The organism is Paenibacillus sp. J5C2022 (assembly GCF_025567625.1).
In the GTDB taxonomy this organism is placed as follows: domain Bacteria; phylum Bacillota; class Bacilli; order Paenibacillales; family Paenibacillaceae; genus Pristimantibacillus.
On sequence record NZ_JAOQJC010000035.1, the window covers coordinates 43,580 to 68,174 of the forward strand.

At 51.1% G+C, this 24,595-nt stretch carries 34 protein-coding genes; all 34 read left to right on the forward strand.

Going from position 1 to position 24,595, the window contains the following annotated elements:
* Positions 1-204 precede the first annotated feature (204 nt).
* The 34 genes from M6D81_RS23285 to secY all read left to right on the forward strand — a co-directional run bounded on the left by M6D81_RS23285 (position 205) and on the right by secY (position 24,560).
* A complete protein-coding gene (locus tag M6D81_RS23285) occupies positions 205-1,950 on the forward strand; it encodes an ABC transporter substrate-binding protein (protein ID WP_262679518.1) in 1,746 nt (581 codons plus the stop codon).
* Positions 1,951-2,051: 101 nt separating this feature from the next.
* Positions 2,052-3,020, forward strand: a complete 969-nt coding sequence (locus M6D81_RS23290) for an ABC transporter permease (protein WP_262679519.1) — start codon at positions 2,052-2,054, stop codon at positions 3,018-3,020.
* On the forward strand, positions 3,017-4,009 hold the full coding sequence (locus M6D81_RS23295; RefSeq protein WP_262679520.1) for an ABC transporter permease: 993 nt from the start codon (positions 3,017-3,019) through the stop codon (positions 4,007-4,009). Before M6D81_RS23290 ends, M6D81_RS23295 begins: the two co-directional genes overlap by 4 nt.
* Complete coding sequence (locus M6D81_RS23300; protein WP_262679522.1) at positions 3,976-4,962, forward strand: ABC transporter ATP-binding protein; 987 nt, start codon at positions 3,976-3,978, stop codon at positions 4,960-4,962. The genes M6D81_RS23295 and M6D81_RS23300 overlap by 34 nt, the downstream gene beginning before the upstream one ends.
* Positions 4,959-5,933, forward strand: coding sequence for an ABC transporter ATP-binding protein (locus tag M6D81_RS23305; protein ID WP_317259162.1), 975 nt, complete (start codon positions 4,959-4,961; stop codon positions 5,931-5,933). Before M6D81_RS23300 ends, M6D81_RS23305 begins: the two co-directional genes overlap by 4 nt.
* A 260-nt stretch (positions 5,934-6,193) precedes the next feature.
* Positions 6,194-6,613: a 30S ribosomal protein S12 gene (gene rpsL / locus M6D81_RS23310; protein WP_262679523.1), complete on the forward strand. Its 420-nt coding sequence runs from the start codon at positions 6,194-6,196 to the stop codon at positions 6,611-6,613.
* A 67-nt stretch (positions 6,614-6,680) separates the two neighbouring features.
* Positions 6,681-7,151, forward strand: a complete 471-nt coding sequence (rpsG, locus tag M6D81_RS23315; RefSeq protein ID WP_262679525.1) for a 30S ribosomal protein S7 — start codon at positions 6,681-6,683, stop codon at positions 7,149-7,151.
* Between the two features lie 30 nt (positions 7,152-7,181).
* Positions 7,182-9,254 carry an elongation factor G gene (gene fusA / locus M6D81_RS23320; protein WP_262679527.1) on the forward strand — a complete coding sequence of 691 codons (2,073 nt, stop codon included), beginning with the start codon at positions 7,182-7,184 and terminating at the stop codon, positions 9,252-9,254.
* Between the two features lie 108 nt (positions 9,255-9,362).
* Entirely contained in the window at positions 9,363-10,553 is a 1,191-nt protein-coding gene (tuf, locus tag M6D81_RS23325) for an elongation factor Tu (RefSeq protein ID WP_262679529.1), read from the forward strand.
* A gap of 325 nt (positions 10,554-10,878) precedes the next feature.
* Positions 10,879-11,934 (forward strand): ABC transporter substrate-binding protein, encoded by a 1,056-nt coding sequence (locus M6D81_RS23330; RefSeq protein WP_262679531.1) that lies wholly within the window; start codon positions 10,879-10,881, stop codon positions 11,932-11,934.
* A 17-nt stretch (positions 11,935-11,951) separates the two neighbouring features.
* The gene (locus M6D81_RS23335) at positions 11,952-12,866 is read left to right on the forward strand and encodes an ABC transporter permease (protein WP_262679533.1); all 915 of its coding nucleotides are present in this window, start codon (positions 11,952-11,954) and stop codon (positions 12,864-12,866) included.
* A complete protein-coding gene (locus M6D81_RS23340; RefSeq protein ID WP_262679535.1) occupies positions 12,866-13,660 on the forward strand; it encodes an ABC transporter ATP-binding protein in 795 nt (264 codons plus the stop codon). Before M6D81_RS23335 ends, M6D81_RS23340 begins: the two co-directional genes overlap by 1 nt.
* Before the next feature lie 242 nt (positions 13,661-13,902).
* Positions 13,903-14,211: a 30S ribosomal protein S10 gene (gene rpsJ / locus M6D81_RS23345; RefSeq protein ID WP_006676490.1), complete on the forward strand. Its 309-nt coding sequence runs from the start codon at positions 13,903-13,905 to the stop codon at positions 14,209-14,211.
* A gap of 41 nt (positions 14,212-14,252) precedes the next feature.
* Positions 14,253-14,876 (forward strand): 50S ribosomal protein L3, encoded by a 624-nt coding sequence (gene rplC, locus M6D81_RS23350; protein WP_262679543.1) that lies wholly within the window; start codon positions 14,253-14,255, stop codon positions 14,874-14,876.
* Between the two features lie 28 nt (positions 14,877-14,904).
* Positions 14,905-15,528: a 50S ribosomal protein L4 gene (gene rplD, locus M6D81_RS23355; RefSeq protein ID WP_262679544.1), complete on the forward strand. Its 624-nt coding sequence runs from the start codon at positions 14,905-14,907 to the stop codon at positions 15,526-15,528.
* Complete coding sequence (gene rplW, locus M6D81_RS23360) at positions 15,528-15,821, forward strand: 50S ribosomal protein L23 (RefSeq protein ID WP_262679546.1); 294 nt, start codon at positions 15,528-15,530, stop codon at positions 15,819-15,821. Before rplD ends, rplW begins: the two co-directional genes overlap by 1 nt.
* 17 nt (positions 15,822-15,838) lie before the next feature.
* Positions 15,839-16,669, forward strand: coding sequence for a 50S ribosomal protein L2 (gene rplB / locus M6D81_RS23365; protein ID WP_262679547.1), 831 nt, complete (start codon positions 15,839-15,841; stop codon positions 16,667-16,669).
* A 67-nt stretch (positions 16,670-16,736) separates the two neighbouring features.
* A complete protein-coding gene (gene rpsS / locus M6D81_RS23370; protein ID WP_262679548.1) occupies positions 16,737-17,018 on the forward strand; it encodes a 30S ribosomal protein S19 in 282 nt (93 codons plus the stop codon).
* Positions 17,019-17,061: 43 nt separating this feature from the next.
* On the forward strand, positions 17,062-17,397 hold the full coding sequence (rplV, locus tag M6D81_RS23375; protein WP_262679549.1) for a 50S ribosomal protein L22: 336 nt from the start codon (positions 17,062-17,064) through the stop codon (positions 17,395-17,397).
* A gap of 13 nt (positions 17,398-17,410) precedes the next feature.
* Positions 17,411-18,073, forward strand: a complete 663-nt coding sequence (rpsC, locus tag M6D81_RS23380) for a 30S ribosomal protein S3 (RefSeq protein WP_262679550.1) — start codon at positions 17,411-17,413, stop codon at positions 18,071-18,073.
* A gap of 2 nt (positions 18,074-18,075) precedes the next feature.
* Positions 18,076-18,510 carry a 50S ribosomal protein L16 gene (gene rplP, locus M6D81_RS23385; protein ID WP_262679552.1) on the forward strand — a complete coding sequence of 145 codons (435 nt, stop codon included), beginning with the start codon at positions 18,076-18,078 and terminating at the stop codon, positions 18,508-18,510.
* Positions 18,500-18,700 (forward strand): 50S ribosomal protein L29, encoded by a 201-nt coding sequence (gene rpmC / locus M6D81_RS23390; RefSeq protein WP_262679554.1) that lies wholly within the window; start codon positions 18,500-18,502, stop codon positions 18,698-18,700. Before rplP ends, rpmC begins: the two co-directional genes overlap by 11 nt.
* A 50-nt stretch (positions 18,701-18,750) precedes the next feature.
* Positions 18,751-19,014: a 30S ribosomal protein S17 gene (rpsQ, locus tag M6D81_RS23395; protein ID WP_262679555.1), complete on the forward strand. Its 264-nt coding sequence runs from the start codon at positions 18,751-18,753 to the stop codon at positions 19,012-19,014.
* 46 nt (positions 19,015-19,060) lie between these two features.
* Positions 19,061-19,429 carry a 50S ribosomal protein L14 gene (rplN, locus tag M6D81_RS23400; protein ID WP_262679556.1) on the forward strand — a complete coding sequence of 123 codons (369 nt, stop codon included), beginning with the start codon at positions 19,061-19,063 and terminating at the stop codon, positions 19,427-19,429.
* A 56-nt stretch (positions 19,430-19,485) separates the two neighbouring features.
* Positions 19,486-19,836, forward strand: coding sequence for a 50S ribosomal protein L24 (rplX, locus tag M6D81_RS23405; RefSeq protein WP_262679558.1), 351 nt, complete (start codon positions 19,486-19,488; stop codon positions 19,834-19,836).
* Between the two features lie 31 nt (positions 19,837-19,867).
* The gene (gene rplE / locus M6D81_RS23410) at positions 19,868-20,410 is read left to right on the forward strand and encodes a 50S ribosomal protein L5 (RefSeq protein ID WP_262679559.1); all 543 of its coding nucleotides are present in this window, start codon (positions 19,868-19,870) and stop codon (positions 20,408-20,410) included.
* Positions 20,411-20,436: 26 nt separating this feature from the next.
* Entirely contained in the window at positions 20,437-20,622 is a 186-nt protein-coding gene (locus tag M6D81_RS23415) for a type Z 30S ribosomal protein S14 (RefSeq protein ID WP_013312154.1), read from the forward strand.
* Positions 20,623-20,653: 31 nt separating this feature from the next.
* Positions 20,654-21,052 (forward strand): 30S ribosomal protein S8, encoded by a 399-nt coding sequence (gene rpsH, locus M6D81_RS23420; protein WP_262679560.1) that lies wholly within the window; start codon positions 20,654-20,656, stop codon positions 21,050-21,052.
* Between the two features lie 31 nt (positions 21,053-21,083).
* Complete coding sequence (gene rplF / locus M6D81_RS23425; RefSeq protein ID WP_262679561.1) at positions 21,084-21,626, forward strand: 50S ribosomal protein L6; 543 nt, start codon at positions 21,084-21,086, stop codon at positions 21,624-21,626.
* A gap of 57 nt (positions 21,627-21,683) precedes the next feature.
* On the forward strand, positions 21,684-22,052 hold the full coding sequence (gene rplR / locus M6D81_RS23430) for a 50S ribosomal protein L18 (protein WP_262679562.1): 369 nt from the start codon (positions 21,684-21,686) through the stop codon (positions 22,050-22,052).
* Positions 22,053-22,076: 24 nt separating this feature from the next.
* Entirely contained in the window at positions 22,077-22,574 is a 498-nt protein-coding gene (gene rpsE, locus M6D81_RS23435) for a 30S ribosomal protein S5 (RefSeq protein WP_262679564.1), read from the forward strand.
* Positions 22,575-22,587: 13 nt separating this feature from the next.
* The gene (gene rpmD, locus M6D81_RS23440) at positions 22,588-22,767 is read left to right on the forward strand and encodes a 50S ribosomal protein L30 (RefSeq protein WP_262679565.1); all 180 of its coding nucleotides are present in this window, start codon (positions 22,588-22,590) and stop codon (positions 22,765-22,767) included.
* Between the two features lie 50 nt (positions 22,768-22,817).
* Complete coding sequence (gene rplO / locus M6D81_RS23445; protein WP_262679566.1) at positions 22,818-23,258, forward strand: 50S ribosomal protein L15; 441 nt, start codon at positions 22,818-22,820, stop codon at positions 23,256-23,258.
* On the forward strand, positions 23,259-24,560 hold the full coding sequence (secY, locus tag M6D81_RS23450; RefSeq protein ID WP_262679568.1) for a preprotein translocase subunit SecY: 1,302 nt from the start codon (positions 23,259-23,261) through the stop codon (positions 24,558-24,560). It begins immediately after the preceding gene.
* Positions 24,561-24,595 lie beyond the last annotated feature (35 nt).

A 24,595-nucleotide genomic window follows, 5' to 3' on the forward strand; every position in this document is an offset into this window, starting at 1 on the left:
ATTAATTGTGCAACCAGGTTTGTCATACAGGTGTTAATAGTAAAAACATACATTTTTAAAGGGTATAAATTATCATCAGCAACGATGCAATTGTCAATAGATTTATTTGAAATAATATTTAGAAAATTCTGAATACAAACCTTCCAATCCTGATAATAAGTGGTATAATTTACTTTATCCTGATAATCGAGGGAGGTATGTGGAATGGAAATAAGAAAAAAATGGTTTGTACTCATTTTATGTATGATGTTAGTTGGAGGGCTGTTAGCGGCGTGCACTTCGAAAAATAACAATGACACGCTACCGGCATCGACGGAAACGCCAAAAGAAACGGAAAAGCCGGATAGTACGAAAGAACCGGAAGCTACACCCGATCCCAACACCCCTGTAGTCGGCGGAGCCATCACGTTCAGCACCTTCAGTGATATCGTTGCACTCAACCCTATCTACATTCAGGACACTTCATCAGGCGATGTCGCCAACTTCGTTCTAGCTAAAATCTACGATTTCGACCGTGCGGGCAATGTGGTTGCCGAGCCTTGGTCTCTCGCCTCTGAGAAAGCGCAAATCTCCGAAGATGGACTTACATACACGATCAAACTGAAAAGCAACGCCAAGTGGAGCGACGGTCAGCCCGTCACAGCCGACGATATCATCTATACGTTCGAGACGATTATGAACAAGGATACAGGCGCTCCAGGCATTAGCAGCTTCGATAAAGTGGAAGCGATTACGAGAGTGGACGATCATACGGTCGATATCAAGCTGCAACAAGTATTCGCTCCTTTCGAGTATGTGCTTGTCACGGAAATTGTTCCCGCCCATATTCTGAAGGATGTGCCTCCGACGGAATTGAAGGACCATGCCTACGGTAAAGATCCCGCCAAGACGGTTACGAACGGGCCTTGGAAATGGTCGGAATGGAAGCAAGGGCAATACCTGACATTCGATGCGAACCCGGACTACTGGGGAGAGACGAAGCCGAATATTCAGAAGGTGACCTTTAAAATATATGCAGATCAAAATACAGAAGTTCAGGCGTTGCTGAAAGGCGATATCGACAGTACTCAGGCCATTCCGTTGACGCAAGTGGAAGCGGTAAAGAAAGACGGCAATATTCGTGTCGGCTCCAAGCCTGGCCCGACGTACGAGTTCATCTCCATGAACTACGACAAAGCCAATTATCCTGACGAATATGTCCTGTTCCAGGGACAGAAAACAAGACAAGCGATAGCAACCGCGCTAAACCGCCAAGGGATGGTAGACAAAGTGCTGAAAGGCACGGGCGCGCTCATGAATGCGCCGTTCCTGCCGGGCTCATGGGCTGATCCTGGCGATGCCGCCGTCAATTATCAGTACAATGTGGACGAAGCCAAGAAGCTGCTGGCAGATGATGGCTGGGTGCCTGGAGACGACGGCATATTGGTGAAGGACGGTCATCGCTTCTCCTTCGAGCTGCAGTACAACACGGGCAATAGCCGGCGCGAGCAAGTATCGCTCATTATTCAGCAGAATCTGAAAGATGTGGGCATTGAAGCGACGCCGAAAGGCATTGACTTCGCATCTTGGGTAGAGCAGAATCTGGTACCGGGCAAGTATCAGGCGGTGCTGTTGGGCTGGTCGCTTAGCAATCCCGACCCGGATAGCGAAAGCATATTTTCCTCCAAGTATTTCCCGCCGAACGGACAAAATATGGGCTGGTACAAAAACGAAAAGCTGGATCAGCTGTGGGTAAACGGATATTCTACAGTCGACAGAGAAGAACGGAAAGCGATCTACAAGGAGATCGGGAAAGAAATCTCTACAGATCTGCCTTACGTATTCCTGTATCAATACTCATTGCCGCAAGGCATTGGCCCACGTGTACACTTCGCAGAAGAGGATGCGCCAGAGCCTACGCTTCCATACGGCTCCTTCTTCCGTGTCATCAAATGGTGGGTGAGCGATTAAGTTAAGCCGGCATGTGAACAGTATGCAGGCAGTGAAGGGGAAGGAGCTGCTCCTTTCCCTTTTTTGCAGGCAATTACTTGACTGGAGGAGGGAGCTGCCTCATGACGGAGTACTTGATACGACGTGTCGCCCAATCGGCGCTTGTGTTATTTCTTGTATCGATTGCGACGTTCGCGCTTATTCATGCGGCGCCTGGCGGGCCGACACAGATGATGATCGCTCCGGGACTTTCACCGGAAGCGATGGAGGTGCAGAAGCGGAATTTGGGCCTTGACCAGCCGGTTTATGTGCAATATGGCAAATGGGTAGGCGGACTGCTGCAAGGCGATCTGGGCCATACGTTTAAAAATCACGTACCTGTTGGCGATATATTGTGGCCGACCATTAAAAATACATTTATTCTGATGGGAGCCGCATGGCTGCTATCCTTGATTATCGCAATTCCCTGGGGCATCTATAATAGCACAAGAGAATACGGACTGTCGGATCAGACGGCTTCGTTCATCGTTTATTTGGGATTTGCAATGCCCAGCTTCTGGTTCGGCATCATCTTGCAGCAGCAGTTCTCTCTGAAGCTGGATTGGCTGCCGTTGTCCGATATGTATACGATGGGCAAGGAAGGCGATCCCGTCGACCTGTTGCTCCATCTCATATTGCCTGTGACGGTGCTTTCGCTTGGCTTTCTTGCCGCTTATGTGAAGTATTCGCGGTCCAGCATGCTGGAGGTGCTTAATCAGGATTACATTCGCACCGCACGGGCGAAGGGTGTGAAGGAACGGGGAGTCATCTTCCGCCATGCGCTGCGCAATGCGCTAATACCTGTTATTACGGTGCTGGGCATGGATCTTCCGATATTGGTATCTGGCGCGGCTCTGACGGAGAATGTGTTCAACTGGCCCGGCATGGGGCGATTATTCGTTCAGATGGCCTTCTCTCGCGAGTACTCCGTACTGATGTCGATTACGATCGTAACGGCCGTATTTGTCATCATCGGTAATCTGATCGCCGATATTTTGTATGCATTGGTGGACCCTAGAGTGCAGCTTGGCAAAGGAGGCGGGCGAAGATGAGCGAAAATCGGCAAAGTCAAACGGAAGTGGCTGTAAAGCCGGTTGTTCCGAACAATAGGGGGATGAGGCGTGCCGCGTTGAAAAGCCCCAATGGGCCAATGCGAATGGCCTGGGGGAGATTCCGCAGGAACCCTTACGCCATGAGCGGATTGATCGTTCTGGCATTTTATGTACTGGTCGCCTTACTCGCCCATTGGATTGCTCCCTTCGACCCGGCCGAGATCGATTTGTTCCGCACGGATTTGCCGCCGGGAACGGAAAATCATTTGCTAGGTACGGATGAAGTGGGAAGAGATATTTTCTCTCGGCTGGTCTTTAGTACAAGAGTCTCGCTTATGGTAGGATTTGCGGTAGCGTTGGCTGCAGTTCTCATCGGAACTATTATAGGAGCAGTATCCGGTTACTTCGGGGGATGGATCGACACGGTGTGCATGCGATTGGTTGACGTCATGAATGCGCTTCCATTGCTATTCCTGAACATTCTGGTGCTTGCTATATTCGGAAGCAAATTCGAATACATGATCATCATACTGGCTCTAACGGGCTGGATGGGGGTAGCCAGACTTGTCCGAGGCAACTTCCTGCAATTGCGGGAAATGCAATATGTGGAGGCAGCTAGGGCGATCGGCGTATCCAATTGGGGCATTATCTTCCGTCATCTGCTGCGCAATGCGAGTTATCCCATTATCGTTACCGCTACATTAATGATAGGCGGCGCCATCTTGAGCGAATCCGCGCTCTCTTATTTGGGACTAGGCATTCAAGCGCCCGCGACAAGCTGGGGTCTTATGCTGAGCAACGCCCAGGAATTCATGCTCGTCAATCCCATGCTGGCACTGTATCCGGGGCTCTGTATTCTAACGCTGGTACTGGCTGTCAACTTCATTGGCGACGGCATTCAGCATGCGCTTAATCCCAGAAGCGATAAAGGCCTGACGGCGAGGAGGATGAAGCAATGGCGCAAAAAGTTCTCGAAATCAACGGTTTAACGACCGGCTTCCTGGCGGAGAAGGAAATCGTGAAGGCGACCGATCGCGTCAACCTGCAATTGGAGAAAGGGAAGACGTTATGTCTTGTAGGCGAATCAGGCAGCGGCAAGAGCGTGACCTCGCTGGCGATCATGCGTTTGATCGAATTTTCGGGAGGGCGTATTCTGGAAGGCAGCATTGCGTTCCAGAAGCAGGACTTGGCCAAGAAGACGCAGGAAGAGATGCTACATATTCGAGGCAACAAGATCGCGATGATCTTCCAGGACCCTATGACGGCGCTTAACCCGGTATTTACGGTAGGTGAACAAATAGCGGAAAGCTTGCGGCTCCATCAAGGTATGAAGAAGGAGAAAGCGTGGACGGAAGCGATCAAGCTGCTGCGGCTGGTCGGCATTCCTTCGCCGGAGCTGAGGGTGAAGCAATATCCGCATGAACTGTCCGGCGGCATGTGCCAGCGGGTCGTCATTGCCATCGCGCTTGCCTGCAGGCCGGATGTGCTCATCGCCGACGAGCCGACGACGGCGCTGGATGTGACGGTGCAGGCGCAGATCCTGGATCTGCTCAGAAGTCTGCAGAAGGAGATTGGCATGTCCATCTTGCTCATTACCCATGACATGGGGGTAGCCGCCGAAATGGCGGATCGCATCGCCGTTATGTATGCCGGCGCGATCGTGGAGGAAGGAGATGCGACTGCGATATTCGACAAGCCCAGCCATCCCTATACGACCGGATTGCTGCAGTCCATTCCGGGACTGGAGGGGGAACGGGGCCATGAGCTGTATACGATTGCGGGTACGATTCCGCCGCTCAGCGCGTTGCCGTCCGGCTGCCGTTTTCACCCCAGATGCCCTCACGTGATGGACAAGTGCAGAGCGGTGTCGCCTCCGTCCATGACCGTGGGCGATCGTCATACGAGTGCATGCTGGCTGTATGAGGAGGGGGAGCGAGCGTGAAGACAGATGCGATTATTGAAGCGAGAAGGGTGAAGAAGTACTTTCCTATCAAGAAAGGGCTGTTCAATCGGGTAGCAGGTTATGTGAAAGCGGTGGATGACGTGAGTTTCTCCATAAAAGGGGGAGAAACGTTCGGACTGGTCGGCGAATCCGGCTGCGGCAAGTCGACGCTGGGCCGGGTGCTGCTGCAGTTGCAGCAGGCAACTGGGGGCGAGGTAATCTTCCGCGGCCAATCCATTCACGCTCTCCACGGCGGCGGGCTGAAGGCGGTGCGCAGGGACATGCAGATCATCTTCCAGGACCCCTATGGATCGCTCAATCCGCGCATTCAGGTACGGGATATTATCGGCGAGCCGTTGCGCGTTCATCTGAATACGAAGCGGAGCGAGATGGATAAGCGTGTCGTCGAGCTGATGGAGCTTGTCGGTCTGGATGCGAACAGACGCTACCGCTATCCGCATGAATTCTCTGGAGGTCAGCGTCAGCGAATTGGCATCGCTAGGGCGATTGCACTGAATCCGAAGTTCATAGTCGCCGATGAGGCGGTATCCGCTCTTGACGTATCAGTACAGTCGCAGGTGCTGAACCTGCTCAAGAAGCTGCAGAAGGAGCTGGGGTTGACGCTGCTGTTCATCGCGCACGGGCTTCACGTCGTCAGACACATATCCGATCGGATAGGCGTCATGTACTTGGGCAAGCTCGTGGAGATATCGCCTACCGACGAGCTGTTTCAGAAACCTCTGCACCCTTACACGGCAGCGCTGCTAAGCTCTATTCCGACACCTGATCCGCGCAGGAAGAGAGAGCGGATCATTCTGCAGGGGGACGTTCCGTCGCCTGCATATCCGCCGTCGGGCTGCCGCTTCCATCCGCGCTGTCCCATGGCCCAGCCGCGATGCGGAGTCGAAGAACCCGTATTGCAGTCGGCGGAAGAAGGGCGGCAAGTTGCCTGCCATTTTCCGCTTCTGTAACATACCCCTTTCAGGGATTTGTTCCGCGCCTTTAGCAGAGAACGGATCCCTTTTTTGTGCGTGAATGGATGATGGAAATAAGAGAAGGAATATGTACTTGACATCGGTATGTCGTAGGTGATAATATATCGAAGTGTGCCTAATGACCAGGTTTGAGTTACTGTGTGCTTTGTTATGAACCGCCTGGATCTGTGGGCTTAAATAATGGGTGATATGTCTACCAATATAAATGACATGACTATGGGGAAGGGGGTGGCAACATGCCAACAATTAACCAGCTCGTTCGCAAAGGTCGTCAAGCGAAAGTCGTCAAATCGAAATCGCCAGCTCTGCAAAGAGGCTTCAACGCGCTCAAGCGTGAGGCTACGGACATCAGCTCTCCACAAAAACGCGGTGTCTGCACTCGTGTAGGTACAATGACTCCGAAGAAGCCGAACTCCGCACTTCGTAAATATGCGCGTGTACGTCTGACTAACCGTGTCGAGGTTACAGCATACATCGGCGGTATCGGTCACAACCTGCAAGAGCACAGCGTTGTTCTTATCCGTGGAGGCCGTGTTAAAGACCTTCCGGGTGTACGTTATCACATCGTTCGCGGTGCGCTTGATACTGCAGGCGTGAACAACCGTATGCAAGCTCGTTCCAAGTACGGTACGAAGCGTCCTAAAGCTAAGAAATAAGAGGTATAACTCCATAGAGTTCATACCACGCTAGAACAATGACTACTAGAGGAAAGGGGGACTTCTCATGCCACGCAAAGGTCCTGTAACGAAACGTGATGTGCTGCCGGATCCGGTGTATAACAGCAAGCTGGTTACGCGCCTGATCAACCGTATCATGATCGACGGTAAGAGAGGCGTTGCACAAACGCTGTTGTATGATGCTTTCAAGCTGATTCAAGAGCGCACAGGCAATGACCCGATGGAAGTTTTTGAAACAGCTTTGAAAAACATTATGCCCGTACTTGAGGTTAAAGCACGCCGCGTAGGCGGTGCCAACTATCAAGTGCCAATCGAGGTGAAACCAGAACGCCGTACGGCTCTGGCGCTTCGCTGGCTGGTAAACTATTCGCGCAATCGCGGCGAGAAGACGATGCAAGAGCGTCTGGCTGCCGAGATTATCGATGCTTCCAACAACACTGGCGCATCCGTGAAGAAGCGTGAAGACACGCACAAAATGGCAGAAGCGAACAAAGCATTCGCTCACTACCGTTGGTAGAATGACCATATTAGAGAGGAGACAGACATTATGGCAAGAGAGTTCTCCTTGAAAAATACGCGTAACATCGGGATTATGGCGCATATTGACGCTGGTAAAACCACAACCACTGAACGGATTCTGTTCTACACTGGCCGTACGCATAAAATCGGTGAGGTGCATGAAGGCGCCGCAACGATGGACTGGATGGAGCAGGAGCAGGAGCGCGGTATTACAATTACGTCTGCCGCAACGACCGCACAATGGGATGGACACCGCATTAATATTATCGACACCCCGGGACACGTTGACTTCACGGTTGAAGTTGAACGTTCCCTGCGCGTATTGGACGGGGCCGTTGGCGTATTCAGTGCAAAGGAAGGCGTTGAGCCGCAGTCTGAGACTGTATGGCGTCAAGCTGACCGTTATGGCGTTCCTCGGATCGCCTATATCAACAAGATGGACATCATTGGCGCGGACTTCCTGAATGTCGTAGCTGACATGCGCGAGCGTCTTCAAGCCAATGCCGTTGCCATCCAAATGCCGATTGGCGCCGAGAATGAATTCAAAGGCGTAATCGATATTATTGAAGGCGTAGCTTATGTCTACAAAGACGATCTGGGTAAAGACCCGGAGAAGGTCGACATTCCTGCAGAATATGCGGATAAAGTAGAAGAGCTGCGCAACGAGCTTGTAGAAAAGGTTGCCGAGCTGGACGAAGAGCTGATGATGAAGTATCTGGAAGGCGAAGAAATCACTATTCCGGAACTGAAAGCCGCTCTGCGCAAAGGCGTATGCGAAGTGAAAATCTTCCCGGTAATCGCAGGCTCCTCCTACCGCAATAAAGGCGTTCAAATGATGCTTGACGCAGTAGTAGCTTACCTGCCGTCCCCTCTGGATGTTGCCGACATTAAAGGTACGCTGGAAGACGGTGAGGAGACAATTCGTCATTCTTCCGACGAAGAGCCGTTCGCATCCCTTGCGTTCAAGATCATGACGGACCCTTATGTAGGTAAGCTGACATTCTTCCGCGTCTACTCCGGCGTACTGAAGTCCGGTTCCTACGTTCTGAATGCCACAAAAGGCAAGCGCGAGCGTATCGGCCGTATTCTTCAGATGCATGCGAACAGCCGTGAAGAAATCAGCGAGGTGTATGCAGGCGATATCGCTGCTGCGGTAGGCCTGAAAGACACCGTTACAGGCGACACGCTTTGCGACGAGAAAAATCCGGTTATTCTGGAGTCCATGAACTTCCCTGAGCCGGTAATCGAAGTTGCAATCGAGCCTAAAACGAAAGCTGACCAAGACAAGCTGGGTGTGGCGATCTCCAAGCTGGCTGAAGAAGATCCGACATTCCGTGCCTACACGAATGAAGAAACTGGCCAAACGATCATCGCAGGTATGGGTGAGCTTCACCTTGACGTCCTCGTAGACCGTATGCGCCGTGAATTCAAAGTAGAGACGAATGTAGGTAATCCTCAGGTTGCTTACCGTGAGACATTCCGCGCCTCGGCCAAGGTTGAAGGCAAGTTCGTTCGTCAGTCCGGCGGTAAAGGCCAGTTCGGTCATTGTTGGGTTGAGTTCGAACCGCTTGAGCCGGGTTCCGGCTTCGTATTCGAGAGCAAAATCGTGGGCGGCTCCATCCCTCGCGAATATATCGCTCCGATCCAGGCGGGTATCGAAGAATCGATGCAGAACGGTGTCGTGGCGGGCTATCCGCTGGTTGACCTGAAAGCAACAGTATTCGACGGTTCCTACCATGACGTCGACTCCTCGGAGATGGCGTTCAAGATTGCCGGTTCCATGGCGCTTAAAGCTGCCAAGGACAAGTGTAATCCAGTCATCCTGGAGCCGATCATGAAAGTAGAAGTTACCGTTCCTGAAGAGTACATGGGTGACGTAATGGGTATGTTGAACTCCCGTCGCGGTCGCATCGAAGGTATGGACGCGCGCTCCGGCGCTCAGATCATCCGTGCCAAGGTGCCTCTGTCCGAGATGTTCGGCTACTCCACGACACTTCGCTCCGGTACGCAAGGTCGCGGCGTGTTCTCCATGGAGCTGTCTCACTACGAGGAAGTTCCGAAGTCCATCGCCGAAGATATCATTGCGAAGAGCAAAGGCTAACACCTAACGCAAGGAATTTCTTGGTGTCGGCCGTCATCAGGTATGTTACTATTCTAGGTGTCGGCCCCCACATAAAAAATCAAGTGAAATTGAGGAGGTTCAAGTTCAATGGCTAAGGCAAAATTTGAACGTAATAAACCGCATGTTAACATCGGTACAATCGGTCACGTTGACCATGGTAAAACAACTCTGACTGCTGCAATCACAACTGTACTTTCCAAAACTTACGGTGGTGCTGCAGTAGCATTCGACCAAATCGACAAAGCTCCGGAAGAGCGCGAGCGCGGTATCACGATCTCCACAGCTCACGTTGAGTACGAGACTCCTAACCGTCACTATGCTCACGTTGACTGCCCAGGTCACGCCGACTACGTTAAAAACATGATCACTGGTGCTGCTCAAATGGACGGCGCTATCCTGGTTGTATCCGCAACTGACGGCCCTATGCCGCAAACTCGCGAGCACATCCTGCTGTCCCGCCAAGTAGGGGTTCCATACATCGTTGTATTCATGAACAAATGCGACATGGTTGAAGACGAAGAGCTTCTGGAACTGGTTGAAATGGAAGTTCGCGACCTTCTGTCCGAGTACGACTTCCCTGGCGACGACACGCCAGTAATCAAGGGTTCCGCTCGTGAAGCGCTGATGAATCCTGATGGCGACTGGGCTAAGAAAGTCGTTGAAATGTTCGAGATCATCGACACTTACATCCCTAACCCAGAGCGCGACACTGACAAGCCGTTCCTGATGCCTGTCGAGGACGTGTTCACAATCACTGGTCGCGGTACAGTTGCTACTGGCCGCGTTGAGCGTGGTGCCGTTAAAGTCGGCGACGAGATCGAAATCATCGGTCTTCAAGAAGAAACCCGCAAATGCGTTGTTACTGGCGTAGAGATGTTCCGCAAATTGCTGGACTACGCTGAAGCTGGCGACAACATCGGTGCTCTTCTTCGCGGTGTAGATCGTAAAGACATCGAGCGTGGACAAGTATTGGCTAAGCCGGGTTCCGTTAAGCCTCATACAAAATTCACAGCTCAAGTATACGTTCTGACTAAAGAAGAGGGTGGCCGTCATAAGCCATTCTTCACTGGATACCGTCCTCAGTTCTACTTCCGTACAACTGACGTAACAGGTATCATCAACCTGCCAGAAGGTACTGAAATGGTTATGCCTGGCGACAACATCACAGTTACTGTCGAGCTGATCGCTCCAATCGCGGTTGAGCTTGGTACGAAGTTCTCCATCCGTGAGGGCGGCCGTACAGTTGGCGCTGGTTCCGTAGCTACAATCGAAGCGTAAGCTTACAGCGGCGATAGCCGCTTATATAAGGAAGCTGCTCCCGAGTCATGGTTTCATGACTGGGCGCAGCTTCTTTTTGTGTATGAACATGACCATCCTCTTCTTGCCAACTACGCGATTAGCAGCATTTAAGGATTGACTCGTTGGCGATAGTCACTTTAATATAGTGAAATAGCTAATTGCTTGTCCAGCGGCATATGCGTAGATGGTCAGCTCCTTCCGCTTTAGCGGGAAGCTGTGAAAAAGCGGAAAAGCGTTGCCGTACGCAGGTTATAACGCATTGTGACAAGTAAGCATTCCAAGATCAGGGAGAGGGGCAGTCTAAATGAAAAAGAAAATGTGGCTAGGTCTTGCGCTTGCGGCCGTTATGGTTGTCATGACAGCATGCGGCGGGGGGAACGCGGGGAAAACAGATGGCAGCAACGTCAAGAGCGGCTCGGAGTCGGGCAATGAGCAAGCGGAAAAAGAAAAGACGTATACTGTGGCCATCTCGCAAATCATCGAGCATCCATCGCTGGATGCGACGCGCGACGGATTCCTTGCAGCGTTAGCCGATGCAGGATTCGAACAGGGCAAAAACTTGAAGATAGATTACAACAACGCGCAAGGCGAGGCGTCCAACGTGAAATCGATCTCGGAGAAAATTGCTGCTTCCAAAGCTGACCTTGCCTTCGGCATCGCTACCCCGACCACGCAAGGGCTGGTGGACGAAGTGAAGGATAAGCCTATTCTGTTCGCGGCGGTTACCGATCCGGTAGATGCTGGCATCGTAGAAGCGCTTCAGGCAACTGGCGGCAACGTGACTGGCGCGGCGGATACGAATCCGGACGCGATCGTGAAGACAATGGATTTCATTGCGGCTGAGCTTCCGGACGTGAAGAAAGTGGGAATTATTCTGAATGAAGGCGAGCCGAACGCCGTCGTCATGAGCTCCATCGCAGAGGAGGCGCTCGCTGCTCACGATATTGAATTGGTGAAGGCACCGGTCGTCAACAGCTCCGACATTCAACAAGCGGCGCAGTCGTTGGTGGGCCGTGTGGACGCCATCTATATTACGCTGGACAATATGGTCGTGACGGGAGCCGACGCCATCATCGAAGTGGCCAATGAGCAGGATATTCCGTTCTTCTCCGCTGACCGTGATACAGTCGAGAAAGGCGCGTTCGCAACTGTCGGATTCAAGTACTACGATCATGGTTATGAAGCCGGTCAGATGGCAGTGGAAATATTGAACGGCAAAGACCCTGGCGAGATGGATGTGACGATGCCGCAAAAACTGGATTTCATTATCAATCTGAAGGCTGCTGCAGAGCAGGGGATTGAAGTGACAGATGCGATGAAAGCACACGTGAAGGACCCTGCCAACAACATTATTGAGTAGCTTAGGAGGCGGATAGCATGCTGATATCCCTGCAGGGCGGCGTAGAACTTGGCTTGCTCTATGCGCTTATGGCGCTGGGCGTATACATCACATTCCGTATACTGGACTTCCCGGATTTGACGGTGGACGGAAGCTTTACGACAGGCGCAGCCATTGCGACCGTCATGACGATCGGAGGCACGCCGCCAGGGCTGGCCGTCATCTGCGCATTCTTCGGCGGGGCTGCGGCTGGCGTATGCACGGGGCTGTTGCACACGAAGGGGAAAATAAACGGATTGCTGTCCGGCATCATTATGATGATCGCTCTGTACTCCATTAATCTTCGCATATTGGGCAAGCCGAACGTCTCGCTTCGCGGACATGAGGACTTGTTCGAGAAGATTCCCGTTCTTGTATTGGCCATTATTCTGGTCATTGTCGTGAAGCTGCTCCTGGACGTGTTCTTCAAGACGGATCTGGGCTTAAGCTTGCGAGCGACCGGGGATAACAGCCGCATGGTCAGCAGCTTCGGGGCCAATACGAACTGGACGACGATTCTCGGCATTGCGCTGTCCAATGCGCTGGTGGCATGTTCCGGAGCTCTGGTCGCTCAACATCAGGGGTATGCGGATCAGAGCATGGGTATCGGCATGATCGTTATCGGCCTCGCTTCTGTCATTATCGGAGAAGCCATCATCGGAGCCAGGAACATATTCTGGGCTACGTTCGCTGCTGTATGCGGCGCGATCATCTATCGTATCATTTATGCTGTGGCGTTACGGGTGGAGTGGCTGGATGCGCAAGATATGAAGCTGATTACGGCTGTTATAATCATCTGCGCGCTTGTCATTCCAACCGTACGAAGAGCACTCATGCAGAAGATGATTGCCAAGAGGCGGACGGAAGAGATGCTGGCGGCAATGTCGCAAGCGAAGAGCGGAGGTGACCGTTGATGCTGGTTATAGATGGTGTATCGAAGCTGTTCAATCCCGGCACCGTAGATGAGAAGGTAGCGCTTATGGATGCCCATCTTCAATTGAAGCCTGGTGATTTCGTCACAGTTATCGGCAGCAACGGCGCGGGCAAGTCGACGCTTATGAATATTATATCCGGGGTGCTGAAGCCGGATGCGGGAGATATTCATATCGACGGCAATCGGGTGAGCGCCTTGTCGGAGCATCAACGGAGCCGCTGGATCGGCCGGGTGTTCCAGGACCCCATGGCGGGTACGGCGCCGCGCATGACGATTGAAGAGAACCTGGCGATCGCATACAAGCGTGGACAATCCCGGGGATTGACACTCGGGGTGGGACGGAAGACCCGCAATCTGTTCCGCAATGAGCTGTCCCGCCTCGGCATCGGTCTCGAGAATCGTCTCAGCGCCAAGGTGGGGCTGTTGTCAGGAGGAGAGCGGCAGGCGCTCAGCTTGCTGATGGCGACATTTACACGGCCGCAGATCCTTCTGCTGGATGAACATACGGCAGCGCTCGACCCCGCCCGTGCAGAGCTGGTGACAAGTCTGACGGAGCAGATTGTCCGGGAGCTGGAATTGACAACGCTGATGGTCACTCATAATATGGAGCAAGCGATTCAACTGGGCAATCGGCTTATTATGATGGACAAGGGCCGGATTATTCTCCAGGTGGACGAGCATCGCAAGAAGCAGTTGACGGTGGAGCGATTGCTAGGCGAATTTGAACGGATTAGCGGCAAGAAGATGGCTGACGATAGAGTCGTACTAGGCTGATGCTGCTTGCTAGAATGAAGAAGCAGGGGGAACTTGACCCCTTGCTTTTTTTCTTGTAAAAAAAGTTTAAATACTAGTTGCATTGGCCCGCCTACTTCGGTATAATATTGACTGTTGGTCTGACGTTGCGTTGATGTGAGAGGTTGCCGACACACCCGGCTCCTTTGCCATGGAGCTAGTGAAGGGTTTTCTCACGGAGTATGTCCGATTAAAAAAATTGGGCGATAGAAGGAGGGACTTATATGGCAAAGCAAAAGATTCGTATCCGCTTGAAAGCATACGATCACAGAATTCTTGATCAATCCGCAGAGAAAATCGTGGAAACTGCAAAACGTTCCGGTGCTGGAGTATCCGGGCCGATTCCGTTGCCGACGGAAAAGCAAGTCATCACCATTCTCCGTGCGGTGCACAAGTACAAGGATTCCCGTGAGCAATTCGAGATGCGCACACACAAGCGCTTGATCGACATTGTGAATCCGACGCCGCAAACGGTTGATGCGCTGATGCGCCTGGATCTGCCATCCGGTGTAGATATCGAGATCAAACTTTAATTTGAAGCATTGTCATTATAGAGAGGAAACGAGGTGTCAACATGAAAGGTATCTTAGGGAAGAAACTTGGAATGACTCAAGTGTTTACTCCTGAGGGCAACGTAGTCCCTGTTACGGTTATCGAAGCGGGTCCTTGCGTTGTGCTGCAGAAGAAAGACCAAGAGAATGATGGATACGAAGCTGTTCAGCTGGGCTTCTCCGATAAGAGCGAGAAGAGAGCGAACAAGCCGGCTATCGGCCATGCGAAGAAGGCTGGTGCGGCTCCTAAGCGCTACGTTCGCGAAATTCGCGGTATCAACCTTGGTGAATATGAAGTTGGCCAGGAAGTGAAGGCTGATTTGTTCGCAGAGGGCGAATTTGTTGACGTAACAGGTATTTCGAAAGGTAAAGGCTTTGCCGGCGTTATCAAGCGTTGGGGACAAAGCACAGGACCTATGTCTCACGGTTCCCGCTACCATCGCGGACCTGGTTCCATGGGCTCCATTCAGGCGAACCGCGTGCCTAAGGGCAAGCGTCTGCCAGGGCATATGGGTCATGAGACGGTTACGATCCAGAAGCTGGAGATCGTGAAGATTGATGCAGAGCGCAACGTTCTGCTTGTGAAAGGTTCCATTCCTGGACCGAAGAACGGATTCGTGAAAGTGAAAGAAACAGTTAAGAAATAATGGCTCTTGAAGAAAGGAGGAACAGTAAATGCCTAAAGTAACAGTATTTAACGTGAGCGGTTCGCAAGTAGGCGAGCTGGAACTGGCAGATAGCGTATTCGGTATCGAGCCTAACGCTCATGTTATGCACAGCGCTGTTGTTCTGCAGCAAGCTGCAGAACGTCAGGGAACGCACAAAACAAAAGGACGCTCCGAAGTGCGCGGCGGCGGCCGCAAGCCTTGGAAGCAAAAAGGAACTGGTCGTGCGCGTCAGGGTAGCATTCGCTCCCCGCAATGGGTTGGCGGCGGTACTGTATTCGGACCGACACCACGCTCTTACGGCTTCAAGCTTCCTAAGAAAGTTCGTCGTCTGGCGATCAAATCCGCATTGTCTTCCAAGGTGATTGCAGAGGGCATCATCGTATTGGATCAATTGACAATGGCTGCGCCTAAGACAAAGGAATTCGCTGCAATTCTGAACAACCTGAAAGCAGACCGCAAAGCTCTGGTTGTTACAGCTAATTATGAGGATAACGTGGCATTGTCCGCGCGCAACATCCCGGGCGTGAAATTCGTCGCTGCAGACGGCATCAACGTTCGCGATGTGCTCGTACACGACAAGCTGATTATCACCAAAGAAGCGGTCGAGAAAGTACAGGAGGTGCTTGCGTAATGAAAAATCCACGCGATATTATCAAGCGCCCGGTTATTACGGAACGTTCCAGCGATTACATGGCTGTCAAACGCTACGTGTTTGAAGTAGACCTTCGCGCGAACAAAACCGAAATCAAAAATGCAATTGAACAAATCTTCAACGTTAAAGTAACCGGCGTGAACACAATGCGTGTAGCGGGTAAGCCAAAACGCTATGGCAGACATAGCGGATATAGACCAGACTGGAAAAAAGCAATCGTTCAATTGAGCGATGACAGCAAAGAACTCGAGTTCTTTGAAACGTCTGTATAGAAAAGGAGGGAATTCTAGTGCCAATCAAAAAGTACAAACCGACATCTCCAGCGCGTCGTAACATGAGCGTGTCCACTTTCGAAGAGATCACGACAAGCACGCCGGAGAAATCGTTGCTTGCGCCGCTTCACAAAAAAGCCGGCCGCAACAATCAAGGTAAAATTACGGTTCGTCACCATGGCGGCGGACATAAGCGCAAATACCGCATCATCGACTTCAAACGCATCAAAGACGGCGTAGTAGGCAAGGTGGCAACGATCGAATACGATCCGAACCGTACTTCCAACATTGCGTTGATCCACTACGTAGATGGAGCGAAAGCTTACATCATCGCGCCGAAAGGCTTGAAAGTAGGAGATCAAGTTGTCTCCGGACCGGAATCGGATATCAAGATCGGCAACGCATTGCCGCTTGCGAACATCCCTGTCGGTACAGTTATCCACAACATCGAGCTGAAGCCTGGCAAAGGCGGACAATTGGTTCGCGCAGCCGGTACAGAAGCGCAATTGCTGGGTAAAGAAAGCGACTATGTATCCATTCGTCTGAGCTCCGGCGAAGTTCGCCGCATTCTGAGCACTTGCCGCGCGACAATCGGTTCCGTGGGCAACGAAGACCATGAGCTTGTGAAAGTCGGTAAAGCCGGCCGTTCACGTTGGCTGGGCAAGCGTCCTGAAGTTCGCGGCGTTGTCATGAACCCGAACGATCACCCGCACGGTGGTGGTGAAGGCCGCGCTCCAATCGGACGCAAGTCTCCATTGTCCCCATGGGGCAAGCCGACTCTTGGCTACAAGACTCGCAAGAAGAAGAAAGCATCGAGCCAGTATATTATTCGTCCTCGCACGAAGTAATAATGTCTCTATCGGGTCCGCGTGATGGAGTCATCACGCAAGCTATTGTGAGAAGGGAGGAACACATATGGGTCGCAGTTTGAAGAAAGGGCCGTTCATCGACGGCTATCTGTTGAAGAAAGTGGAAGACCTGAACGAAACGAACAAGAAGGTCGTGATCAAAACTTGGTCCCGTCGTTCAACAATTTTTCCTCAATTCATCGGACACACGTTTGCCGTATATGACGGACGCAAGCATGTGCCGGTATATGTAACGGAAGACATGGTAGGACACAAGCTTGGCGAATTCGCGCCAACTCGTACGTACAAAGGCCATGCGGCTGATGACAAGAAAACGGGCAGACGCTAATTTGCCCTTTATCATTTATTGATAATTGAGAGGAGGTTCCCACATGGCAGAAGCTAAAGCACACGTAAAATTTGTTCGCATTGCTCCTCGTAAAGCTGCTCTCGTAGCGGATTTGATTCGTGGCAAGCAAGTCGGCGAAGCGATCGCAATTCTGCGTCACACGCCTAAAGCTGCATCCCCGATTCTGGAGAAGCTGCTGAACTCGGCAATTGCTAACGCTGAGCACAACTACCAGCTTGATGTCAACAATCTGGTCGTATCCCAGGTATACGCTAACCAAGGACCGACGATGAAACGTTTCCGTCCTCGCGCAATGGGACGTGCTAGCCGGATTAACAAAAGAACCAGCCACATCACTTTGGTGGTATCTGAAAAATAAGGAGGGATAACGAGTGGGTCAAAAGGTAAATCCAGTCGGACTTCGTGTCGGGATTATCCGTGACTGGGAATCCAAATGGTACGCAGGAAAAGACTTCGGCGATCTTCTGTTGGAAGACGTGAAAATTCGTGAATACCTGAAAAACAAGCTGAAAGACGCAGCTGTTTCTCATATCGAGATCGAGCGTGCAGCTAATCGCGTGAACGTAACGATCCAAACAGCCAAACCGGGCATGGTTATCGGTAAGGGCGGTTCCGAGGTGGAAAATCTTCGCACGGAGCTGGGCAAAATTACGAACGGCAAAAAAGTGCACATCAACATCTCTGAAATCAAGCAAGCTGATCTGGACGCTATCCTCGTAGCAGAGAGCATCGCTCAGCAACTGGAGCGCCGCGTATCTTTCCGTCGCGCCCTGAAGCAAGCGATCCAACGCACGATGCGTGCAGGCGCTAAAGGAATCAAGACACAAGTTGGCGGTCGTCTCGGCGGCGCTGAGATTGCTCGTTCAGAAGGATATAGCGAAGGAACTGTTCCGCTTCATACGCTTCGTGCCGACATCGATTACGGTACAGCTGAAGCTCATACGACTTACGGTCGTATCGGCGTAAAAGTATGGATCTATCGCGGTGAAGTCCTTCCAACTAAGAAGAAAGCTCCCCAGGAAGGAGGCAACTAATCATGTTGGTACCTAAACGTGTAAAACACCGCAAGCAGCAACGCGGTTCCATGAAAGGTCGCGCTAAAGGCGGCACAACAGTAGCATTCGGCGAATACGGCCTTCAAGCGCTTGAGCCATCATGGATTACGAACCGTCAAATCGAAGCGGCTCGTATCGCGATGACACGTTACATTAAGCGTGGCGGTAAAGTATGGATTAAAATTTTCCCTGACAAGCCGATTACTCAAAAGCCTCTTGAGGTTCGTATGGGTAGCGGTAAAGGTAATGTAGAGAAATGGGTAGCGGTCGTGAAGCCAGGCAAAGTAATGTTTGAACTTGCCGGCGTGCCGGAAGAAGTCGCTCGTGAAGCGATGCGCCTCGCATCTCACAAACTGCCCGTGAAAACGAAGTTCGTGAAACGCGAAGAAGTGGGTGGTGAAGCAAATGAAGGCTAGTGAATTTCGCAACCTAACCTCTGCTGAGATTGAACACAAAGTCGCTGGTTTTAAAGAAGAGCTTTTCAACCTTCGTTTCCAACTGGCAACTGGCCAACTGGACAACCCGACGCGGATTCGTGATGTGCGTAAGGAGATAGCTCGTGCTAAAACCGTTCTGCGTGAAAGAGAACTTGGAATCAGCAGCTAATCAATGCCTTGCATAACAGTACAATCACGGATGAAGGAAGGAGGAAAAACATGAGCGAACGCAATGCCCGCAAAGTTGAAATCGGCAAAGTGGTAAGCGACAAGATGGATAAAACAATCGTCGTGGCTGTTGAAACTTACAAAAAGCACGACTTGTACCATAAGCGCATCAAGTACACGAAAAAGTACAAAGCGCATGACGAAAATAACCAAGCTAAAATTGGTGATATCGTAAAAATCATGGAGACACGTCCGATGTCTAAAGACAAGCGCTTCAGACTGGTTGAAGTTGTCGAAGAAGCTGTCATTCTCTAATGGACGTTCGCAAGTCTAAGCATTTCCCCGAAAGGAGGACGTTGAAATGATTCAACCATTTACACGGTTAAGAGTGGCTGACAACTCCGGTGCGAAGGAATTGATGTGTATCCGGGTTCTTGGCGGAACGGGACGTCGTACAGCTCATATCGGCGATCTGATCGTTTGCTCCGTCAAACAAGCAACACCAGGCGGCGTTGTCAAAAAAGGTGATGTCGTAAGAGCGGTTATCGTACGTACGAAGCGTTCTGTACGTCGTAAGGACGGATCTTACATTACATTCGATGAGAACGCAGCGGTAGTCGTGAAGGAAGATAAGAGCCCGCGCGGCACGCGTATCTTCGGACCTGTTGCTCGCGAGCTTCGCGACAAGGACTTCATGAAGATCGTATCGCTTGCACCGGAAGTAATCTAATCTAATGACAGTGTTGATATAGACCTGATAGCTTAAGCGAGCAGGAGGTGTAACAAATGCCAAGGCTGAAAAAAGTATTGGAATCCCACAACAACAAGCTGCATGTGAAAAAGGACGATACGGTAATCGTGATTACCGGCAAGGACAAAGGCAAGAAAGGCCGTGTCATCGCCGCATATCCGCGTGAAAATCGTGTCCTTGTAGAAGGCGTGAACATGGTGAAGAGACATACTCGCCCTTCGCAAGCGAATCCGCAAGGCGGCATCATCGAGAAGGAAGCGCCGATTCATGTGTCCAATGTGATGCACGTAGATCCGAAGAGCGGCGGAGTCACTCGTATCGGCTACAAAGAAGAGAACGGCAAAAAAGTTCGGATCGCGAAGCGTTCCGGCGCAGTGATTGACTAATTGTTACGGTAGGAAAGGAGGTCCATGATCTATGACAGCGAGAATGAAAAGTCGCTATCTGAATGAAATTACTCCTGCATTGATGCAGAAGTTCAACTATTCTTCGGTAATGCAAGTACCGAAAGTGGAGAAAGTTGTCATTAATATGGGTGTTGGCGAAGCAGTCTCCAACTCCAAAATTCTTGACGTTGCAGTAGAAGAACTGCAAATTATCTCCGGTCAAAAGCCGGTTGTCACTCGTGCTAAAAAATCTATAGCGGGCTTCAAGCTTCGTGAGAACATGCCAATCGGGGTTAAGGTTACACTGCGCGGCGAGCGTATGTACCACTTCCTTGACAAGCTGTTCAACATTTCCCTCCCGCGCGTTCGTGACTTCCGCGGCGTATCAACGAAAGCATTCGACGGTCGTGGCAACTACACAATGGGATTGAAAGAGCAATTGATCTTCCCAGAGATCGAATACGATAAAGTTGATAAAGTACGCGGTATGGACATCGTCATCGTCACGACGGCAAAAACGGACGAAGAATCTCGTGAGCTGCTGACCCAAATGGGTATGCCGTTCGCGAAGTAATCCACTTCTAGGAGGTGTAATACCCAGTGGCAAAAACTTCGATGAAAGTGAAGCAACAGCGCACACCGAAATTTAAAGTACGCGCTTATACGCGTTGTGAGCGTTGCGGCCGTCCGCATTCTGTTCTGCAAAAGTTTAAAATTTGCCGGATTTGTTTCCGTGAGTTAGCATACAAGGGCCAGATTCCTGGCGTTAAAAAAGCAAGCTGGTAATCAGCCTAGTTCGGGAAGGAGGTTCACACTAATGGTTATGTCTGATCCGATTGCAGATATGTTGACGCGTATTCGCAACGCGAATATCGTTCGTCACGAAACCGTGGAAATGCCCGCTTCGACAATCAAGAAGCAAATCGCTGAAATTTTGAAGCGCGAGGGTTTCATCCGCGACGCTGAATATATCGAAGACAACAAACAAGGGATTATCCGTATCTTCTTGAAATACGGCCCTAACCAAGAGCGCGTTATTACAGGTCTGAAGCGTATCTCCAAGCCTGGTCTGCGCGTATATACGAAATCGAATGAAGTTCCACGCGTGCTCGGAGGACTTGGAATTGCGATCATTTCCACGTCCAAAGGCGTCATGACAGACAAAGAAGCTCGTCAGGTGAAATCCGGCGGCGAAGTTGTCTGCTACGTTTGGTAAGTAACAAGTCACAGAGACAGGAGGTGTAACAATGTCCCGTATTGGTCGTAAACCAATTGCAGTGCCAAGCGGCGTTAACGTAAGCTTGGACAACACAGTTATTACTGTAAAAGGACCGAAAGGAACGCTGTCCCGCGAGCTTCACAAGGACATGAAAGTGAATGTATCGGAGAGCGAAGTTCTGATCGAGCGTCCTTCTGATAATAAATTGCATCGTTCCCTGCACGGAACAACCCGCAGCCTTGTTGCGAACATGGTGAGCGGTGTGACAGAAGGCTTCTCCAGAAATCTGGAGCTGGTAGGCGTAGGTTACCGTGCAAGCAAGTCCGGCGACAAAATCGTGCTGAACGTTGGTTACTCGCATCCCGTTGAAATCGCTCCTGAGAGCGGCATCGAGTTCGAGGTTAACGGCAACACGAAAATTACCGTTCGCGGTATCGACAAGGAGCGCGTAGGCGCTGTTGCCGCGCAAATCCGTTCCGTACGCGAGCCTGAGCCTTACAAAGGCAAAGGTATCAAGTACGAAGGCGAGCGCATCATCCGCAAAGAAGGTAAAGCCGGTAAGAAGAAATAAGGCAGCTTAGGCTGATCTATAGCGTTCCAAGGCGAAAAGGAAAGGAGTGAACCTTGCATGATTACGAAAGCCGACAAAAACAAGGCTCGTCTGAAAAGACACCTTCGTGTTCGCAAAAAAATTAACGGCACAGCAGCGCGTCCGCGTCTGTCTGTATTCCGTTCCTCCAAGCATATGTACGCGCAACTGATCGACGATGTAGCTGGCGTAACATTGGCAGCGGCATCCACTAAGGATAAAGAGCTGGCGGAAGCAATCGGCAACGGCGGCAACGTCGAAGCGGCAACGAAAGTTGGCGAACTGATTGCAAAACGTGCAAAAGAAAAAGGCATTTCCGTTGTTGTATTCGACCGCGGAGGCTACCTGTATCACGGCAGAATTCAAGCGCTGGCAACAGCAGCTCGCGAAGCGGGCCTTGAATTCTAATCCATTCATAAGGAGGTAAACGACTTGCGTGTAGACCCTAATACGTTAGAGCTGACTGAAAAAGTAGTTCACATTAACCGCGTTGCTAAGGTTGTCAAAGGCGGTCGCCGCTTCAGCTTTAGCGCGCTTGTAGTTGTCGGTGACGGCAACGGATATGTCGGCGCAGGGATCGGCAAAGCTGGCGAAGTGCCGGATGCGATTCGCAAAGGCATTGAAGATGCGAAGAAAAACCTGATCCATGTGCCGCTGGTAAACACAACGATTCCTCACTTGGTTGAGGGCAGATTCGGTGCAGGCAAAGTTCTTCTGAAACCTGCTTCGGAGGGTACTGGAGTTATCGCCGGCGGACCGGTTCGTGCAGTTCTCGAGCTGGCTGGCGTAGGCGATATTTTAACGAAATCACTCGGTTCTTCGAACTCGCTTAATATGGTTAACGCTACGCTGGAAGGTCTCTCCCGCTTGAAGCGCGCGGAAGACGTTGCGAAGCTGCGTGGCAAAACAATCGAAGAGCTGTTAGGTTAAGGAGGGAAATTCGATGGCAAAATTGCAAATCACCCTCGTTCGCAGTTTGATTGGCCGCAACGAGAAGCAACGTGCAACAGTTGAATCGCTCGGCCTTCGCAAAATTCGTCAATCGGTCGTGCTGAACGACACACCGGCTATTCGCGGCATGGTTCATCATGTGAGCCACTTGGTTAAAGTCGAAGAGGTATAAAAACGATCGGTATGTGTTATACACGAAATATATAAGGAGGTGCGAAAGCGATGAAATTGCATGAACTGGCACCAGTTGCCGGATCCACTCGCGCGCCTAAACGCAAAGGCCGCGGTATCGGTACAGGTAACGGCAAAACAGCAGGCAAAGGCCATAAAGGTCAAAACGCTCGTTCCGGCGGAGGCGTACGCCCTGGTTTCGAGGGTGGTCAAAACCCGTTGTATCGTCGAGTTCCGAAGCGTGGCTTCAACAATCCTTTCCGTAAAGAGTATGCGATTGTTAACATTGAAGATCTGAACAGCTTTGCAGCAGGTACTGAAATCACTCCAGAGGTTCTTCTTGAGCAAGGAATTGTTAAAAATCCTTTGGCAGGAATCAAAATCTTGGGTAATGGTGAATTGAAGGTAGGTCTCACTGTAAAAGCGAATAAGTTCTCTCAATCTGCGGTAGAGAAAATCCAGGCTGCCGGCGGTAAAACCGAGGTGATCTAATTGTTCACGACCGTGTCCAACATATGGAAAGTAACAGATCTGCGTACGCGCATTCTGTTCACTCTTTTCATTCTGCTCATTTATCGCATCGGTGCATTCATACCGGTGCCGGGCGTCAATACTGATGTGTTCGAAAACTTGAATGAACAAGGCGCCGACTTGTTCGGTCTGCTGAATACATTCTCGGGTGGAGCGCTGTTCCAGTTCTCCATCTTCGCAATCGGTATTACACCATATATCACGGCTTCCATCATCGTACAGCTGTTGTCGATGGACGTTATTCCGAAATTCGCGGAATGGGCGAAGGAAGGCGAGAATGGCAAGCGCAAGCTTGCTCAAATTACGCGCTACGGTACAGTTATCCTGGGTCTGGTTCAAGGTTTTGCCACTGCGATTGGCTTCAACCGCCAATACCAAATGGAAATGATTCCTGGCGCAACCTTCGTAGACTACTTGGTTATCGCGATCATCCTGACGGCAGGTACTGCTTTCCTGATGTGGCTCGGTGAGCAAATTACGGAGAGAGGTATCGGCAACGGTATCTCCATTCTGATCTTCGCTGCGATTGTAGCCGGCATTCCTGGTCACATTCGCACGATCTATCAAGATCAATTCGTAGGTACTCAGGATCAGCTGTTCCTGAACATCGTGAAGATGCTGATCGTCGTATTGGTGATTATCGCCATTATCGTCGGCGTTATCTTCATTCAACAAGGGGTTCGGAAAATTCCGGTTCAATACGCGAAACGTGTTGTCGGACGCAAAATGTATGGCGGACAATCCACTCACATTCCGATGAAAGTGAACGGAGCAGGCGTTATCCCGGTTATCTTCGCGATATCGCTTATTATGTTCCCGATTACGATTGCGAGCTTCTTCTCTCAATATTCGTGGGCGACATGGATTATGGACAATATGAACTATGACAAGCCGCTTGGCATGGTCTTGTACGTATTGCTCATTATCGGATTCACGTTCTTCTACACCTTCGTGCAAATTAATCCTGTGCAAATGGCGGATCAAATGAAGAAAAATGGCGGCTACATCCCGGGCATTCGACCAGGCAAGCCAACATCCTCTTACTTGACACGCGTCATGTCAAGGATTACACTCACAGGTGCCATCTTCCTGGCGGCGATTTCGATCCTGCCCGTGTTCTTCGGAGCACTTGCCGGCCTGCCGAAAACGGTGCAGCTGGGAGGCACTTCGCTACTGATCGTGGTCGGCGTTGCGCTTGATACGATGAAGCAAATTGAAAGCCAGTTGATCAAACGCCATTACAAAGGGTTTATCAATAAATAACAATAGGTTCGAGGACGGGCTGCCGCTGCCATGAC

Excerpts from the sequence above, each read along its gene's own strand:
- M6D81_RS23285 (WP_262679518.1), top strand. The coding sequence starts at position 205 with ATGGAAATAAGAAAAAAATGGTTTGTACTCATTTTATGTATGATGTTA.
- rplN (WP_262679556.1), top strand. The coding sequence starts at position 19,061 with ATGATTCAACCATTTACACGGTTAAGAGTGGCTGACAACTCCGGTGCG.
- rplW (WP_262679546.1), top strand. The coding sequence starts at position 15,528 with ATGAAAAATCCACGCGATATTATCAAGCGCCCGGTTATTACGGAACGT.
- rplX (WP_262679558.1), top strand. The coding sequence starts at position 19,486 with ATGCCAAGGCTGAAAAAAGTATTGGAATCCCACAACAACAAGCTGCAT.
- rpsJ (WP_006676490.1), top strand. The coding sequence starts at position 13,903 with ATGGCAAAGCAAAAGATTCGTATCCGCTTGAAAGCATACGATCACAGA.
- M6D81_RS23330 (WP_262679531.1), top strand. The coding sequence starts at position 10,879 with ATGAAAAAGAAAATGTGGCTAGGTCTTGCGCTTGCGGCCGTTATGGTT.
- M6D81_RS23290 (WP_262679519.1), top strand. The coding sequence starts at position 2,052 with ATGACGGAGTACTTGATACGACGTGTCGCCCAATCGGCGCTTGTGTTA.
- rpmC (WP_262679554.1), top strand. The coding sequence starts at position 18,500 with ATGAAGGCTAGTGAATTTCGCAACCTAACCTCTGCTGAGATTGAACAC.
- M6D81_RS23295 (WP_262679520.1), top strand. The coding sequence starts at position 3,017 with ATGAGCGAAAATCGGCAAAGTCAAACGGAAGTGGCTGTAAAGCCGGTT.
- rplC (WP_262679543.1), top strand. The coding sequence starts at position 14,253 with ATGAAAGGTATCTTAGGGAAGAAACTTGGAATGACTCAAGTGTTTACT.
- fusA (WP_262679527.1), top strand. The coding sequence starts at position 7,182 with ATGGCAAGAGAGTTCTCCTTGAAAAATACGCGTAACATCGGGATTATG.
- tuf (WP_262679529.1), top strand. The coding sequence starts at position 9,363 with ATGGCTAAGGCAAAATTTGAACGTAATAAACCGCATGTTAACATCGGT.
- rpsG (WP_262679525.1), top strand. The coding sequence starts at position 6,681 with ATGCCACGCAAAGGTCCTGTAACGAAACGTGATGTGCTGCCGGATCCG.
- rplR (WP_262679562.1), top strand. The coding sequence starts at position 21,684 with ATGATTACGAAAGCCGACAAAAACAAGGCTCGTCTGAAAAGACACCTT.
- M6D81_RS23335 (WP_262679533.1), top strand. The coding sequence starts at position 11,952 with ATGCTGATATCCCTGCAGGGCGGCGTAGAACTTGGCTTGCTCTATGCG.
- rpmD (WP_262679565.1), top strand. The coding sequence starts at position 22,588 with ATGGCAAAATTGCAAATCACCCTCGTTCGCAGTTTGATTGGCCGCAAC.
- rplO (WP_262679566.1), top strand. The coding sequence starts at position 22,818 with ATGAAATTGCATGAACTGGCACCAGTTGCCGGATCCACTCGCGCGCCT.
- rplV (WP_262679549.1), top strand. The coding sequence starts at position 17,062 with ATGGCAGAAGCTAAAGCACACGTAAAATTTGTTCGCATTGCTCCTCGT.
- rpsH (WP_262679560.1), top strand. The coding sequence starts at position 20,654 with ATGGTTATGTCTGATCCGATTGCAGATATGTTGACGCGTATTCGCAAC.
- rplF (WP_262679561.1), top strand. The coding sequence starts at position 21,084 with ATGTCCCGTATTGGTCGTAAACCAATTGCAGTGCCAAGCGGCGTTAAC.
- rpsQ (WP_262679555.1), top strand. The coding sequence starts at position 18,751 with ATGAGCGAACGCAATGCCCGCAAAGTTGAAATCGGCAAAGTGGTAAGC.
- rplP (WP_262679552.1), top strand. The coding sequence starts at position 18,076 with ATGTTGGTACCTAAACGTGTAAAACACCGCAAGCAGCAACGCGGTTCC.
- rplD (WP_262679544.1), top strand. The coding sequence starts at position 14,905 with ATGCCTAAAGTAACAGTATTTAACGTGAGCGGTTCGCAAGTAGGCGAG.
- M6D81_RS23300 (WP_262679522.1), top strand. The coding sequence starts at position 3,976 with ATGGCGCAAAAAGTTCTCGAAATCAACGGTTTAACGACCGGCTTCCTG.
- rpsL (WP_262679523.1), top strand. The coding sequence starts at position 6,194 with ATGCCAACAATTAACCAGCTCGTTCGCAAAGGTCGTCAAGCGAAAGTC.
- rplE (WP_262679559.1), top strand. The coding sequence starts at position 19,868 with ATGACAGCGAGAATGAAAAGTCGCTATCTGAATGAAATTACTCCTGCA.
- rpsS (WP_262679548.1), top strand. The coding sequence starts at position 16,737 with ATGGGTCGCAGTTTGAAGAAAGGGCCGTTCATCGACGGCTATCTGTTG.
- M6D81_RS23340 (WP_262679535.1), top strand. The coding sequence starts at position 12,866 with ATGCTGGTTATAGATGGTGTATCGAAGCTGTTCAATCCCGGCACCGTA.